We start from the raw sequence: 15,128 nt of genomic DNA on the forward strand, positions 1-15,128 counted from the left end.
TACCAGGGTAAAAATGGTTTTTAAGGATTTAATTTGTGTGTTTATTATTAAATTTTTAATGTGGATTACAATCATATTATACGAGGAGTGATTTTTATGAGCTTAGTTCCAATTGTAGTGGAGCAGACAAATAGAGGCGAAAGAGCTTATGATATTTTTTCCCGTCTCTTAAAAGACCGCATAGTGTTTTTAGGAGATGAAATTAACGATACCACAGCTAGTCTGGTTATCGCTCAGATGCTGTTTTTAGAGGCAGAGGATCCAGACAAGGATATATGGCTTTATATAAACAGTCCTGGTGGTTCTATCACTGCTGGTCTTGCAATATATGACACAATGCAGTATATAAAGCCGGACGTTGTGACACTTTGTGTGGGCATGGCAGCATCTATGGCTGCTTTCCTGCTTGCTGCAGGTGCAAAAGGTAAGAGATTTGCACTTCCTAACAGTGAAATAATGATTCATCAGCCCTGGGGTGGAATGCAGGGACAGGCTACTGACATAAAGATTCATGCAGAAAGACTTCTAAGGTTGAGAGACAAGTTAGAAAGGATTCTTTCAGAGAATACGGGGCAGCCTCTTGAAAAGATAAAAGCCGATATGGAAAGAGATTACTTCATGACTGCAGAGGAAGCTAAGGCTTACGGCATAATAGATGACATACTTGTAAGGCACAAAAAATGAGGCACCCAAAAGAGGTGAAATCTTATGGCTAAATACGACGACCACAAGCAATTAAAGTGTTCATTTTGCGGCAAGACTCAGGACCAGGTAAGGAGACTGGTGGCAGGGCCCGGAGTGTATATCTGTGACGAATGCATAGAACTCTGTCAGGAGATTATAAACGAAGAATTTGAAGAGGATATGGACATGGCTATGAGAGATTTGCCAAAGCCAAAAGAAATAAAAGCTTTCCTTGACCAGTATGTTATTGGTCAGGACAGAGCTAAAAAAGCTTTGGCAGTTGCTGTTTACAACCATTACAAGCGGATAAATTCTAAAGTCAAATCAGATGACGTGGAACTTCAAAAGAGCAACATCTTACTTCTGGGTCCAACAGGTTCTGGTAAAACTCTTTTGGCTCAGACTCTTGCTAAGCTTTTGAATGTTCCTTTTGCGATAGCAGATGCAACTACCCTGACTGAAGCAGGATATGTGGGAGAAGACGTGGAGAACATCTTATTGAGGCTCATACAGGCTGCAGATTACGACATTGAAAGGGCAGAGAAGGGAATAATCTATATAGATGAAATAGACAAAATAGCTAGAAAGTCAGAAAATCCTTCTATAACCAGGGATGTTTCAGGCGAAGGCGTTCAACAGGCTCTTTTAAAAATACTGGAGGGGACAATTGCCAATGTGCCTCCGCAGGGCGGTAGAAAACATCCTCACCAGGAGTTTATACAGATAGATACAACGAACATACTCTTTATATGTGGAGGCGCATTTGAAGGAATAGACAAAATAATAGAATCAAGGATTGGAAAAAAGAGCCTTGGATTTGGCGCAGAGGTTCAGAGCAAGAAAGAAAAAGACGTTGGAGAAATTTTAAAACACATCATGCCAGAAGACCTGTTGAAATTTGGGATGATTCCAGAGTTTATAGGCAGAGTCCCAATAGTTGTAACTTTGGACCCTCTCACAAAGGATGACCTTGTCAGAATACTGACAGAGCCTAAGAATGCTCTTGTAAAGCAGTACGAAAAGTTGTTTGAAATGGACGGCGTAAAGCTTGAATTTGAAAAGAAAGCTTTGAACTTAATTGCTGAGATGGCTTTAGAGAGAGGAACAGGTGCTAGAGGTTTGAGGGCTATTCTTGAAGACATAATGCTTGATGTGATGTATGAAATTCCTTCTGATGAGACGATAGAAAAGTGCATTATTACAGAAGAGACGGTGCGGAAAATTGCTCCTCCCACACTGGTTTATGCAGATGCCCAGAAGATAGGCAGGAAAAAAGCTAAAAAGACAGAGTCTGTTTCATAAAAAATAAGTTTTTACATTAACTCCCCTTCTCCTTCACATACTAAAATAGTGAATGAGAAGGGGTTTGATTATATTGCGAAAAATGAGGTGAGGTCATGCCAGAAAAAAGGTACACGCTTCCTATGATTCCATTAAGAGGATTAACAATTTTCCCTTATATGGTAATTCATTTTGATATAGGGCGAGAGAAATCCATAAGGGCTTTAGAAGAGGCCTTTATGAAAAATCAGCTTATATTTGTAACTACTCAGAAGGACCCAGAGCTTGAAGATCCATCAATTGAGGACGTTTACAAGGTGGGGACTATAACTAAAGTCAAACAGATGTTGAAACTTCCCGGGGAGCTCATAAGAATTTTGGTTGAAGGTATAAGCAGAGCCGAGATTGACAAAGTCACAAGAGAAGACGAATTTTTTGAGGTGGAGGTAGTTGAAAAAGAGGAGCAGGCAGAGATTGAAAAGACTCCAGAGTTAGAAGCGCTGATGAGAAGTGTGGTCTCTGCTTTTGAAGAGTATGTAAATATGACTTCCCGCGTCCCCATTGAAAGCTTATACAATGTAATTAGCATAGAAGAGCCGGGAAGGCTTGCGGACATGATTGCAGCCCACATTTCTTTGAGCACAGCGCAAAATCAAGAGCTCTTAGAGTGCTTTGATGTGAAAAAGAGGTTAGAAATTTTACTGGGCTTTTTAATGAAGGAGCTGGAAATATTAAAAATTGAGAGAGAAATAAATGCAAAAGTGAGAAGCCAGATTGACAAGCTTCAAAAGGAATATTATTTGAGGGAACAGCTAAAGGCCATAAAGGCAGAGTTAGGGGAAACGGAAGATTTTGACAGCGAGATAGAAGAGTATGAGAGGAAAATAGAAGAAAAGGATTTGCCTGAAGAAGTGAGAAAAAAGGCCAAAGAAGAATTAAAGCGCCTCTCTAAAATGCCTCCCGGTTCTGCTGAGGCCTCTGTTGTAAGAACTTATCTTGACTGGATACTGGAACTTCCATGGAACTACGAGACAGAGGATATTCTAGATTTAAAAAGGGCTCAAAGGATACTGGATGAGGACCACTACGGGCTTAAAAAAGTAAAAGAGAGGATAATAGAGTTTTTGGCAGTGAGAGCCTTTTACAATAAGGTGAAAAGCCCTATTTTATGCCTTGTAGGTCCTCCTGGAGTGGGAAAGACTTCCCTTGGAAGGTCTATAGCTAAGGCGATGAACAGAAAATTCGTAAGGCTTTCTTTGGGCGGCGTCAGAGATGAAGCGGAGATAAGGGGACACAGGCGTACTTACGTTGGAGCTATACCAGGAGGGATTATAAACTCTATAAAAATTGCAGGTTCAAAAAACCCTGTTTTTTTACTGGATGAAATAGATAAGATGAGCCACGATTTTAGAGGCGACCCTGCTTCTGCTATGCTGGAAGTATTAGACCCCGAGCAGAATTCCACTTTCAGAGACCATTATTTAGATTTGCCCTTTGACTTATCTAAAGTACTTTTTATAACCACAGCCAATACAACTGACACTATTCCCGCTCCTCTTTTGGACAGGATGGAAGTTATATACATATCAGGATACACTGAAGAGGAGAAGTTTCACATTGCTAAAGGCTATCTCATACCAAAGATTTTGAAAGAACACGGTGTTCCGGACAATAAAATAATAATACAGGACTCAGCCATTAAAGGAATTATTTCTGAATATACTCGTGAAGCAGGAGTGAGAGGGCTTGAGAAACACCTTGCCACAATTGTGAGAAAAGCCATCAGAAAGATAATGGAAGATAATGTGCCTTACGTGAAGGTAGGCAAAAAGAACTTGCAGTCTTACTTGGGCAAGCCTCTTTTTAGACCCGACAAAGCCAATGAAAAGAATGAAATCGGGACAGTAATGGGCCTTGCGTGGACCAGAGTTGGAGGAGAGATTTTGACTGTAGAGGCTTCTATAATGCCAGGAAGCGGAAAATTAAACCTCACAGGTCAATTGGGGGATGTGATGAAAGAATCTGCTCAGGCGGGCTTAAGCTACATAAGAGCAAATGCTGAAAGACTTGGCATTGATAAAGATTTTTACAAAAATGTCGATATACATATACACGTGCCTGAAGGATCTATTCCAAAGGATGGACCTTCAGCGGGCGTTACCATGGTGACTGCTATGGTCTCAGCCCTTATGAAAGTGCCTGTCAGAAAAGATGTCGCCATGACAGGGGAAATAACTTTAACGGGAAGGGTTTTGCCTATAGGCGGTGTGAAAGAAAAAGTTCTGGCAGCTCACAGAGCAGGCATAAAAAGAGTGATTCTCCCTATGGAAAACAAGAGAGATTTAGATGAAATTCCACAGAGCGTAAAAAAGAAACTGGAGTTTAAATTTGTAGAAAGAATAGACGAGGTGTTGGAGTACGCTTTAGTCAAGGAGGAAAAACATGAAAATTAAAACAGCTGAGTTTGTAGGAAGTGCTTTTAATGAAAGTCAATATCCAAAAGATAAAATCCCTCAGATAGCAATTGTGGGAAAATCCAATGTGGGCAAGTCCACTCTAATAAATACAGTTTTGGGGAGAAAGAATCTTGCCAAAGTGAGCTCTACTCCAGGTAAGACAAGAGGGATAAATTTTTACCTCGTTAACCGAGCTTTTTACATAGTGGACTTGCCTGGTTATGGCTATGCAAAAGTTTCAAAAGAGATGAAAAAACAATGGGCTTATAACATAGAGACTTTTTTAAATACGTCCAAGAATTTAAAGCACGCTTTGCTCCTAATTGACATAAGAAGAGAGCCTACAGAAGACGATTTTATGATGGTCAACTGGTTTTCTTTTAAAAATTTGCCTTTTAGTGTTGTTCTGACAAAGGCAGATAAAGTCAATAAATCCGAAGCCAATAAAGCTATAGAGAATATCTGTAGAAGTTTTAACATTTCTTCTGATAGAGTGATAGTTTTTTCTGCAGTTGAAAAGACAGGAATATCAGAAATACTTAGAATTTTTGAAGGAGTGATTGAGAAGTGAAACTCCCATCGCTCAGGCTGGCACTTTGCAGATAAAAAAAGATGGTCAATGGAAAGAAGCTTTCATCTCTGGGGGCTTCATGGAAGTGAGAAGAGATGGAGTTACAATACTCTCAAGTGCTGCAGAATGGCCGGAAGAAATAGATATAGCAAGAGCTCAAGCAGCCAAGGAGAGGGCAGAAGAAAAACTGCGCCAGAAAAAGAGCAAACAGGAGTACATTGCTGCAGAAGCGGCTTTGAAGAGGGCATTGATGAGGCTTAAAATCGCAAGCAAATACCAGGAAATGTGAAAGCTTCCCTCAAAAGAGGGAAGCTTTTTATCTTTTCTCAGGTTCTTTTTCAGGTAGTTCAGATAAGATTATTCCTGCCAGCATGAAAGCTCCTCCGATGATCGCTCTTATAGACATTGTTTCTCCTGCGATTAAATAAGCAGCTAATGCGGCAAATACCGGCTCGAGGGAAAAAATTAGGGCCGTATGGGTGGCAGTTGTATAAGCCTGCATGGTATTTTGAGCCACAAAGGCAAAAGCCGTTGCGAATACGCCGGTTATTATTATAGCTCCCCAAACATCCAGGGAAGTAGGTATAAAAGGCTTTTCAAATATCAAACTTACAATGCCACTTAAGAGTGCCACCATTCCAATTTGAATGGTAGCAAGTAGGTATGTGTCCATCTTTGAAGCGTATTTTGATATCAAAACTATGTGCATGGCAAAGGCAAAGGCGCAGAGAAGAGTAAGGAAATCCCCTATATTGATACTGAGGTCAATATTTGTTGTAAGAAGTATAAGGCCTATAAAAGCAAGCACCACTCCCACGGTAGCTGCCTTGGTGGGTTTTCTTTTAAGGAGTATGGCCTCCAATATGGGTACTAATACTACGCTAAAGCCTGTAATAAATCCAGATTTAGAGGCTGTGGTGTATAAAAGCCCCATTGTCTGAAAGGCGTATCCTAAGAATAACATTGTTCCAATTAAAGAGGCAGCCATTAGAGTACTTTTATCTATCTTTTTAAGTTTTTTATAAAAAATTGCTGCCAGCAATAAAAAGGCTAATAAAAAGCGTATGAAAAGAAAATTATACACAGGAAGGGATTGAATGGCATTTTTCACTATTATAAAAGTAGAACCCCATATCATTGTCACAAGAGTCAGCACTATATCGCTTTGAAGTTGCTTTGACAAAATTATCTCCCCCTACGCTTTGAAATTTTGAACGATTGGCATTCTCCTGCCAGTGCCAAAGGCTTTAGGTGAGACTCTAAGTACAGGAGGGGCCTGTTTTCTCTTGTATTCATTTTTATTTACAGTATTTATGATGTGCCTTACCAGGTCTTTGTCAAAGCCTTTTTCTGCTATTTCCTCCACAGAAGCATTTTCCTCTAGATAAAGCTTCAACACTTGGTCCAGTATTCTGTAAGGTGGAAGAGAGTCTTCATCTTTTTGGTTTGGCCTTAGCTCTGCCGAAGGAACTTTTTTAATTATTGAAACTGGTATTATCTCTTTTTCTCTATTTATATACCTTGCCAACTCATATACTTGAGTTTTATATAAGTCGCCAATCACTGCTAGACTTCCACTCATATCACCGTACAAAGTGCAATAACCCATTGCCAGCTCTGACTTATTGCCTGTTGTAAGCACTACGTATCCTTCCCTGTTTGCAAAGAACATGAGATAATTTCCGCGTATTCTTGCCTGTACATTTTCCTCTGCCACATCTCCTAAGGCATTTCCATCTTTGTTGAAGACAGATAAATAGCTTTTGAAAACAGGCTCAATAGGAATCACTCTAAAGTCTATGCCTAAATTTTTGGCCAAGATTTCTGCATCTTTTACACTTCCTTCAGAAGAATACCTTGAAGGCATAGAAATTGCCAACACATTTTCTTTTCCTAGGGCTTCAGAGGCTATTACTGCCACTACTGCAGAATCAATTCCACCGCTTAGTCCCAGAACCGCTTTTTTAAATCCTAATTTATGAAAGTAATCCCTCACTCCAATTACAAGAGCCTTATATATCCAAGATATATCTTCTTTAAGTTCTGGCAGCTCTTTGAAGTCCTCCAAATTTTGCAACTCTACTACTTTAAAATCCTCTTCAAATCCTTTTAGTTGAACTACCTCTTTTCCTTTTTCATTTAATACGAAACTATTTCCATCGAAAATGAGTTCATCATTTGCTCCTACCTGGTTGACGTACACAAAAGGAATGCCGTATTTATCAGTTTTCTCTTTCATTATTCCAAGCCTTGTCCTGTGTTTGCCCAAATGATAGGGAGAGGCAGAGATGTTTATAAAAATATCCGGTTTTAGTTTAAATTGCTCTTCCAAAACATCAACAGAATAGTTTGCGTTTGGCTCAAACACATAGCCTTTCCATGCATCCTCACATATATTTACTGCTACTTTTACGCCCTTAAATTCAACTGTTTTTATCTGTGATGAAGGAGAAAAATATCTTTTCTCGTCAAATACGTCGTAATTAGGAAGGAGCGTTTTATCAAATATTTCTATTATTTTTCTGTTGTAAACAAAAAAGGCGGAATTATACAAATTTTTATTTTCATCTTTTCTCACAGTACCTAGTATTATGGCAATTTCATCGGTTGCCGGCAGTATTATTTTATTTATCATCTCTTCATTTGTTTTTATGAAGTCTTTCACGAAAAGAAAGTCTTTAGGAGGATAGCCCACAGTCGACAGTTCAGGAAATACAACCAAATCCGCCTTTTCTTTTTTTGCCTTTTCAATATATTTTACTATTTTTTCACAGTTATGTTTTATATCTCCAACAACAGGGTTTATCTGTGCCAGTGCAATTTTCATTTCTTTTCACCTCTACGTACGATGTATTACAAACATATTTTAGCACATGTTAAAATAAAAAGCATCTCTTTCTATCTCCAGCGAATGAGCTTTTTTTCAAGATACACTATAAATACGTACATTAGAGCTGAGAGTATGGAAAGGATCAGCACACTCGTCATTACCATGTCTAATTTAAAAATTTGCCCTCCATAGACTATCAGATATCCGAGGCCGGCTTTTGATACCAAAAACTCACCTGTTATGACTCCAACCCACGAAAGGCCGATGTTTATCTTTATGGCTGACATTATAGTAGGTACACTGGCGGGCAGCACGCATTTGGTGAGTATTTGCATTTTTGTAGCCCCGAAGGTCTTTAAAAGCTTTATTTTTTCTTCGTCCACTTCTTTAAAACCTGTCGCCAGGCTTATAATTGTCACAATTAATGAAATAGCTAGTGCCATTGTGATAATTGGAGCTTCACCGTTTCCCATCCAAACTATGAAAATAGGTCCTAATGCAATCTTTGGGAGGCTATTTAAGACTACTAAGTAAGGTTCTGCCACCTGTGAGAGAAAATCTGACCACCATAGGAGTATTGCAATAAACATCCCTGCAACTGTTCCCAAAGTAAATCCCACTACAGTTTCACTTAAAGTAACCCATATATGCATGAGAAGAGTCCCGTTTTGATTTAAAGTCAGCATTGTCTTTAACATTCTAGAGGGCTGGCTTACAAGGAAAGGGTCTATAATTTTGTACCTCGCTGCGATTTCCCACAATCCAAAAAAGATTACCAGGATTGCCAGTTGTGTTACTCTTACCATTATATTTTTTCTTTTAACGCTTTTTAAAAATTCTTGATGCTCTTTTGACACATAGGTGGATGCCACTTCATACATGTATATCCAGCTCCTTCCATATAGAATTGAAATACTCTCTGAACTCAGGTGCTTTTCTTCTCCCTATTGGTGAGTAATCATCAGAGGTGAGGATAATTTCATAAATTCTCTTTACATAGGCGGGCCTTTTTGAAAGTACTACAATCCTATTACACATGGCTATTGCCTCGGAAATATCGTGGGTCACTATTACGGCAGTTTTCTGTTCATTTTTTAAAATTTTATACACCTCATCGGATATGGCAAGCTTTGTCTGATAGTCGAGAGCTGAAAAGGCCTCATCTAAAAGCAATATGTCAGGTTTTAAAGCGAGAGTCCTGATTAGTGCAGCCCTTTGCCTCATGCCTCCAGAAAGCTGATTGGGATAATAGTTTCTAAACTCCCACAGCCCGTATTTTTTGAGCAGATCTTTTACGTAGCTTCTCGATTCTTCTGTGAGCTTTTTTTGAATTTCAAGCCCAAGTATCGCATTTTGCCATATAGTTCTCCATTCAAACAGATGGTCTCTTTGAAGCATATAGCCTATTTTCCCATTTACTTCTACGCTTCCTCTGGAAGGCTTTAAAAGACCAGAAATTATGGACAAAAGGGTAGATTTACCGCATCCCGAAGGTCCTATTACTCCCACAAATTCTCCTTCGTACACATCAAAGGAGATATCATTTAAAGCTTCAGTTTCACCTTCCAATGTGTGGTATTTAAAAGAGACGTTTTTAAGGCTTACCATCACATTGTCCATACAAGCACTCCTTTCTATATTTTGAGGTTGTGCCCAAGATGCTTTTGGGCACAACCTTCAGTTTACTTTTTAATAGTTTTTTCTGCTTTTTCAGCAAAGGTGTTGTTTATAAGAAGCCTTGAATCCACCTTCTCTTTTATCACTCCTGCATCTAAAAGTATGGTCTGCAAGAAGTCAAAGTCTTCTACTTTCATTTTGAGAGTTGTTCCCCACGTATTCTGGTTTTTATACCTTTCAATAGCAGTTGCCATGAGGTCTACATCTGCATCAGGGAAGAAAGGTTTTATAGCCTCTGCCACCTCTTTAGGGGAATGAGAATCTACCCAGAGCATACCTTTGTACACTGCGTTTACAAATTTTTGTATTATATCAGGGTGCTTCTCAATATAGCTTTTTTTGGCGTTAAAAGTAGTGTAGGGTACCTCATGGCTTGATGCTCCTATGGAAGCTACAATATAACCTCCTCCCTGTTTTTCTACCAGTGAGGCTGTAGGTTCAAAGAGGGCGACATAGTCGGCATCTGATGACATGAAAGCGCCGGCTGCTGCTGTAAACTGTAGATTTGTAATAAGAGTTAGATCTTTTTTAGGGTCCAGTCCGTGCTGCTTTAGAACGTACTCTAAGGTCATTTCTGGCATGCCGCCAGGTCTTCCACCTATGACTTTTTTGCCTCTTAAGTTTTCCCACTTGAAGTCCGGTTCAGGCTTCTTGCCGAGGAGAAAGGAACCGTCTTTTCTCGTCAGCTGTCCGAAATTAACTAGGTAATCATCTCTTCCCTCTAAAAGCACGTATACAGTGGTCTCAGGGCCTTGAAGTCCTATGTCTGCCGTACCGGAGAGCACGGCTGTTGCAGCTTTGTCTGAACCCTGAGCTGTGGTGATTACAAGCTCAAGTCCTTCTTCCTTGAAAAAGCCTTGGCTTACAGCTACATAATAGGGAGCGTAAAAAATGGAGTGGACCGTTTCTACGAAATTTATCTTTGTGAGCTTTTGCTCTCTACTGCTACATCCAGTTATTGAAGAGGCTATAAGTGTAAGTACCACAGCAATTACAATTAAGTACTTGAACCTCATAGACAATCCCCCTTTTCAGTTTTCACTTTATTATATTCTCGAAGCCTTAATTTGTGATTGAGGAGAAATTTTGGTTTAGCCTTTTTAGAAAAGAAGGAGAAGTGAAATTTTTGTCGAATAAGTATATACTGTAATTAGAAAATTTAAATGCTGTAAGAAAAGGGGATTGAAAATGGCACAAAAGACTGTTACGAAAAAGAGTAAAACAAAATCAAAAGCAAGACAAACGCCAAAAATTACTGCAAAGTTTGACATTGTTTTTTACATAATACTTTTAATACTGGTATTTTATCCGCCTTTTTTCAGAGGCATGTTCTTTGAGAAAGAGATGTTTCCGACAATCGCTATAACCTCTGTCGTGTTTATACTGTGGGCTGTGTATAAGATTGCAGTAAATGAGCCTATCATAGCTACTACACTGGATTATGCTGCACTTTCTCTGGTTGGAGCCTATGTGATTTCCACTTTTTTCGCTGTAAATGTAAGAGCAAGCATTGGAGAGGTTTTGAGATACTGTGATTATCTTTTCATTTACTTTATGGTGAGTAAACTAGTGAAGGATAATAAAAAAATCTTTATGCTATTAAATGTTCTAGTTTTGAGCTCCTTTTTTGTGGCGGTCATAGGACTTGGTTCTTCTGTAAATTTAATTCATTACAACGGTTCTTGGGTGGGTGGAAGGATAAACTCCACTTTCCAGTACCCCAACACCGCAGCTTCCTTTTTGATGGCATTTTTTCTTGTAAACTTGGCATTAATATCCTATACTGATAATAGATACCTAAAAGCTCTGTACGGCGCCATTGCCTACACTCAATTCTACGCTTATGTGTTTACACTTTCTCGCGGAGCATGGCTTATGCTTCCCTTTTTAGGCCTTTTATTGATGGCTTTAATGCCAAAAGGGAAGAAAGTAGAGCCTTTCATGTATTTTATAGGGGTAATAATTGCTTCGGCACTCCCAATAGCGAAATTTAATTCAGCTGTTGCAAGTGGCGATGCAATGAGGCTTGTAAAGTGGTATTTAATAGGATTCTTATCTTCTCTTGTAATTACTTATGCTATAAGCTTTATCATGGGCTTTGTAAATAAAATAAGCCCAAAAATTGCTCTAGCTATAGCTTCTGTACTGATAGTTTTAGTAGCTATTGGAGGTTACATAGTTTTTACCACACAGGTGCCGCTTACTTTGAAGCACACAGCGGATGAACCTGATGGAATGAAGGCAGTTACGCGTTTTGTGAATGTTGACCCTGATAGAGTTTATGTACTGAAATACGATGTAATAGCCAAAAATCCCGAAAATAAAGATTGGGCTTACGGGATAGTGATAGACAGCAGAAATGAAAATGACCAGTCGACAAAAATTGCTGAAGTTTACGAAAAAGGAGACTTTATAGGGGAAAAGACTTTAGAATTTACAACCCTTAAAGACACAAAAAGAATAGCCATTGTGTTTATGAACAATTTTAAAAACACTTCTGCGACTTTTACAGAAGCAAAAGTGTATCCTAAAAACGATCCAAAAGACGTGCAAACCGTGATGTTAAAATACAAATACCTGCCGGAAGACATTGCATCCCGTGTGCAGGATATAAACCTTACCAGTCGCAGCAGCTCTCAGAGAATGCAGTTTTACGTAGACGGCTTAAAGATATTTAAAGACTACCCCATATTTGGGGCAGGTGGAGGCGCATGGGCTGCTTTATACTTTAAGTACCAGTCCTACCTTTACTGGACAACACAGACACACAATTACTTCATGCAGGTATTGCTTGATACAGGCATAGTTGGATTTATTGCACTACTTTTCTTGCTCGTTACTCTTATAAGGAGTATGGCAAGGGTGTACAGAGGGTATGCAGAAGATAAGTACAAAGTCCTTATAGCAGGTGTAATAACTGCTATAGTCAGTCTCTACGCTCATGCTGCCATGGACTTTGACTTTTCACTTTCGGCTGTGTCAATAGCCCTCTGGGCGTTAATTGGAGTGATAAATTCTCTGGATAGAGAGATATTAAAAGTAAAAAGTAGAAAGGTCTATCTTAATTACATAGCAGTTTTAGTAGCTTTTGTGGTTCTTTATATGTCTACCTCTATGTCTGTAGCTCTGGGCTATGCGGTCAAAGGCGATAATTTCTTAAAATCTCAAGATTTAAATTCTGCAGAAGCAGCCTATGAAAAGGCAGTTGCTTACGATCCATTTAATGCCCAGTACAGAATGACTTACGGGCAGATCCTTACGGCTCTTGGTGACAAATGGCAGGACCCTGTAAGGCTTCAGAAAGCCATGTTTGAAGAAGAAAAAGCAGTTAAGCTTGAGCCTTTCAATTCAAGATTAAACGCCCAGCTTGGAGCTTTTTACCTTGCTCATGGTCAGATTGAGCTAGGACTTAAGTACGTAGAAAAAGCAGTAGAGGTACAGCCTTTCAGGCCAGAAAATTATCAACAGCTGGCTGACGCTTACAACAAAGTAGGCATGTATTACCTTAACAAAGGGGATAAACAAAAAGCGAAAGAGTACTTGCAAAAAGCGATAGATGTGGAGAAAATGTACAACGAAGTGAATTCAAAATCACTGGAACCAAAGCCTATGACTGATGCGACCAAACGGATAATAGAAGAATCCAAAAAAGCACTTGAAGGGATAGAGTAAAAGTGTATCCTTTTTATTTTAACTTTTGCATATTTTGACTGGAGGAAACACTGATGAAAGAATTTATTAAAAAAGGCAAAAGCATCTATATAAGGTTTCCCAGTTACGAAGAAATAGTTTAGCCTTGATTACCTGTGATAAGAATGGTATGATAAACCTAGTAAAAGATTTTTGTGCAGGGGTCATGAAAATGACATACGAAGAATTCATGAATTTTATTGTCGACAAATTTAATAGTTCTGAAAAAAGGTTTGACAACTTTAAAAAAAGATTGGATGGATTTGAAGAGAGATTTGATGTTTTTGAGAAGAGATTAGAGAAAAGATTAGATGGAATTGAAAAAAGGCTTGAAAATGTAGAAAAGAGACTTGAAAGTGTAGAAAGTCTGGTTAAAGCTACATTTGAGCAAACTGCTTCAAATTCAGAAGCTATTACAGAAATAAAGATAAAAATATTGCCGAGTTAAGAGAAAAGTCAGAGGAAGCAGAGCTGGATATACAATTACTAAAAAGTAGTGGTAAACCTGTAAGACTTGAGATACACTATAAAGTGTGTCTTTTTTTGTAAGTGCTGTAGTAGATTCTACTGTATATAATATGCTGGCAAGAGTAAAATTATGAGGTGATAAAATGAAGAAAATACCCTATGGCATGTCCAATTTCAGAGCGATGAGAGAAGAAGGGTATCTGTATGTAGACAAGACGATGTATATAGAGAAGATAGAGAATCTAAATAGCAAATACCTGTTTTTCATAAGGCCAAGGAGGTTTGGGAAGAGTCTATTTCTTTCTACATTAGAGAACTACTATGACATAAACACTGAGAAAGACTTTGAGAAATTATTTGGCAATTTATACATAGGGAAGAACCCAACAAAACTAAAGAACAGTTATATGATACTCAAGCTGAATTTTTCAGGCCTAAACACAGAAAACAAAGACCAGCTTAAAGAATCCTTTTTGTTAAGTGTAAAAAATTCAATAAATGCCTTCTTAAACAGATACGAGGGTATATTGGAAAATACAGAAGAGATAAGGAAGAAAATTGACCAAACAACAGATATGAATGCAGTTGTAATGACGCTAATAAATGCGATAGAGAAAGCGGGTAAAAAGATATATTTAATAATAGACGAGTATGACCATTTTGCCAATGACATAATAGCGATGGGAGACAATGAGTTTTACAGGGAGATAGTGAGGGCATCAGGCTTTGTAAGAGACTTTTATGAGACATTGAAGATAGGGACAGAGAGCGTAATAGACAGGATATTTATAACAGGGATATCTCCAATAATGTTGGATGATCTAACGAGTGGATTTAACATAGCATTAAACGTCACAATGGATTTAAGCTTAAATGAGATGCTAGGATTTACAGAAGAAGAAGTAGAGAAGGTATTAGAAGAAGTAGGGATAGAGGAAAAAGAGAGAGAAAAATCATTAGAAGAATTAAAAAAATTATACGATGGTTATTTATTCAGTGCAGAGGCACAGAAGAGGATATACAATCCCGATATGGTATTGTATTATCTTGACAGCATAGTAAGATACAAAAAGCCGCCTAGAAACTTAATAGACGACAATGTAAAGACAGACTATGGCAGACTAAACAGACTTACGATGAATGAGGAGAACAGAGCATTATTAGAGAGGATAATAAAAGAAGAAGGGATAGTAGCGGAGGTAGTGACGAAATTTTCATTTGACAGGATGTACGACGAAGAATACTTTGTATCACTGTTATTCTATATGGGATTACTCACGATAGAGAGACAAGAAAAAACAAGATTATTTTTAAAGATACCCAATTACGTAATCAAGACAATAATGTGGGAATATATAGAAACGAATTTAAAGAAGGAATACAAGATAAACCTCGACCTAAATGAGTTAAGAAAGACCATAGAAGAGATGGCATATGAAGGAAGGATAAAACCATATATAGAGTATATAAG

General features: G+C 38.4%; 13 protein-coding genes. 8 read left to right on the forward strand and 5 right to left on the reverse strand.

All coding sequences use genetic code 11. The annotated features are described in order from the left end of the window. The first annotated feature begins 96 nt into the window (after nt 1-96). The 5 genes from clpP (at nt 97) to atpC (ending at nt 5,281) form a co-directional block, all read left to right on the forward strand. Entirely contained in the window at nt 97-684 is a 588-nt protein-coding gene (clpP, locus tag EV203_RS11970) for an ATP-dependent Clp endopeptidase proteolytic subunit ClpP (protein ID WP_031313969.1), read from the forward strand. A gap of 24 nt (nt 685-708) precedes the next feature. Beyond that, nucleotides 709-1,986 carry an ATP-dependent Clp protease ATP-binding subunit ClpX gene (gene clpX, locus EV203_RS11975; RefSeq protein WP_022587435.1) on the forward strand — a complete coding sequence of 426 codons (1,278 nt, stop codon included), beginning with the start codon at nt 709-711 and terminating at the stop codon, nt 1,984-1,986. 95 nt (nt 1,987-2,081) lie between these two features. After that, nucleotides 2,082-4,418, forward strand: coding sequence for an endopeptidase La (gene lon, locus EV203_RS11980; RefSeq protein WP_132040779.1), 2,337 nt, complete (start codon nt 2,082-2,084; stop codon nt 4,416-4,418). Beyond that, complete coding sequence (gene yihA, locus EV203_RS11985; RefSeq protein WP_132040780.1) at nt 4,408-4,992, forward strand: ribosome biogenesis GTP-binding protein YihA/YsxC; 585 nt, start codon at nt 4,408-4,410, stop codon at nt 4,990-4,992. The genes lon and yihA overlap by 11 nt, the downstream gene beginning before the upstream one ends. After that, the gene (atpC, locus tag EV203_RS11990) at nt 4,982-5,281 is read left to right on the forward strand and encodes an ATP synthase F1 subunit epsilon (protein ID WP_243700696.1); all 300 of its coding nucleotides are present in this window, start codon (nt 4,982-4,984) and stop codon (nt 5,279-5,281) included. The genes yihA and atpC overlap by 11 nt, the downstream gene beginning before the upstream one ends. Nucleotides 5,282-5,308: 27 nt before the next feature. On the opposite strand, the gene EV203_RS11995 is transcribed toward atpC, so the two are convergent. From EV203_RS11995 to EV203_RS12015, 5 genes are all read right to left on the reverse strand, one after another. Then, a complete protein-coding gene (locus EV203_RS11995; RefSeq protein WP_132040781.1) occupies nt 5,309-6,175 on the reverse strand; it encodes a DMT family transporter in 867 nt (288 codons plus the stop codon). 12 nt (nt 6,176-6,187) lie between these two features. Then, the gene (locus EV203_RS12000; RefSeq protein ID WP_132040782.1) at nt 6,188-7,819 is read right to left on the reverse strand and encodes an NAD+ synthase; all 1,632 of its coding nucleotides are present in this window, start codon (nt 7,817-7,819) and stop codon (nt 6,188-6,190) included. 71 nt (nt 7,820-7,890) lie between these two features. Then, nucleotides 7,891-8,703 carry an ABC transporter permease gene (locus EV203_RS12005; protein WP_011025051.1) on the reverse strand — a complete coding sequence of 271 codons (813 nt, stop codon included), beginning with the start codon at nt 8,701-8,703 and terminating at the stop codon, nt 7,891-7,893. Next, nucleotides 8,696-9,442, reverse strand: coding sequence for an ABC transporter ATP-binding protein (locus tag EV203_RS12010; protein ID WP_132040783.1), 747 nt, complete (start codon nt 9,440-9,442; stop codon nt 8,696-8,698). Before EV203_RS12010 ends, EV203_RS12005 begins: the two co-directional genes overlap by 8 nt. A 62-nt stretch (nt 9,443-9,504) precedes the next feature. Then, on the reverse strand, nt 9,505-10,515 hold the full coding sequence (locus EV203_RS12015; protein ID WP_132040784.1) for an ABC transporter substrate-binding protein: 1,011 nt from the start codon (nt 10,513-10,515) through the stop codon (nt 9,505-9,507). Between the two features lie 172 nt (nt 10,516-10,687). Between EV203_RS12015 and EV203_RS12020 the strand changes: the two genes are divergently transcribed. The 3 genes from EV203_RS12020 to EV203_RS12030 form a co-directional block, all read left to right on the forward strand. After that, nucleotides 10,688-13,171 carry an O-antigen ligase family protein gene (locus EV203_RS12020; protein ID WP_132040785.1) on the forward strand — a complete coding sequence of 828 codons (2,484 nt, stop codon included), beginning with the start codon at nt 10,688-10,690 and terminating at the stop codon, nt 13,169-13,171. Nucleotides 13,172-13,319: 148 nt separating this feature from the next. Then, nucleotides 13,320-13,637: a hypothetical protein gene (locus EV203_RS12025; protein WP_165911614.1), complete on the forward strand. Its 318-nt coding sequence runs from the start codon at nt 13,320-13,322 to the stop codon at nt 13,635-13,637. A 163-nt stretch (nt 13,638-13,800) separates the two neighbouring features. After that, the coding region (locus EV203_RS12030) for an AAA family ATPase (protein WP_132040787.1) at nt 13,801-15,128 on the forward strand (1,328 nt) is incomplete at its 3' end.

This window comes from Caldanaerobacter subterraneus, from assembly GCF_004345675.1.
In the GTDB taxonomy this organism is placed as follows: Bacteria; Bacillota; Thermoanaerobacteria; order Thermoanaerobacterales; family Thermoanaerobacteraceae; genus Thermoanaerobacter; species Thermoanaerobacter subterraneus.

Excerpts from the sequence above, each read along its gene's own strand:
- clpP (WP_031313969.1), top strand. The coding sequence starts at position 97 with ATGAGCTTAGTTCCAATTGTAGTGGAGCAGACAAATAGAGGCGAAAGA.
- clpX (WP_022587435.1), top strand. The coding sequence starts at position 709 with ATGGCTAAATACGACGACCACAAGCAATTAAAGTGTTCATTTTGCGGC.
- lon (WP_132040779.1), top strand. The coding sequence starts at position 2,082 with ATGCCAGAAAAAAGGTACACGCTTCCTATGATTCCATTAAGAGGATTA.
- yihA (WP_132040780.1), top strand. The coding sequence starts at position 4,408 with ATGAAAATTAAAACAGCTGAGTTTGTAGGAAGTGCTTTTAATGAAAGT.
- EV203_RS12000 (WP_132040782.1), bottom strand. The coding sequence starts at position 7,819 with ATGAAAATTGCACTGGCACAGATAAACCCTGTTGTTGGAGATATAAAA.
- EV203_RS12005 (WP_011025051.1), bottom strand. The coding sequence starts at position 8,703 with ATGTATGAAGTGGCATCCACCTATGTGTCAAAAGAGCATCAAGAATTT.
- EV203_RS12010 (WP_132040783.1), bottom strand. The coding sequence starts at position 9,442 with ATGGACAATGTGATGGTAAGCCTTAAAAACGTCTCTTTTAAATACCAC.
- EV203_RS12015 (WP_132040784.1), bottom strand. The coding sequence starts at position 10,515 with ATGAGGTTCAAGTACTTAATTGTAATTGCTGTGGTACTTACACTTATA.
- EV203_RS12020 (WP_132040785.1), top strand. The coding sequence starts at position 10,688 with ATGGCACAAAAGACTGTTACGAAAAAGAGTAAAACAAAATCAAAAGCA.
- EV203_RS12025 (WP_165911614.1), top strand. The coding sequence starts at position 13,320 with ATGATAAACCTAGTAAAAGATTTTTGTGCAGGGGTCATGAAAATGACA.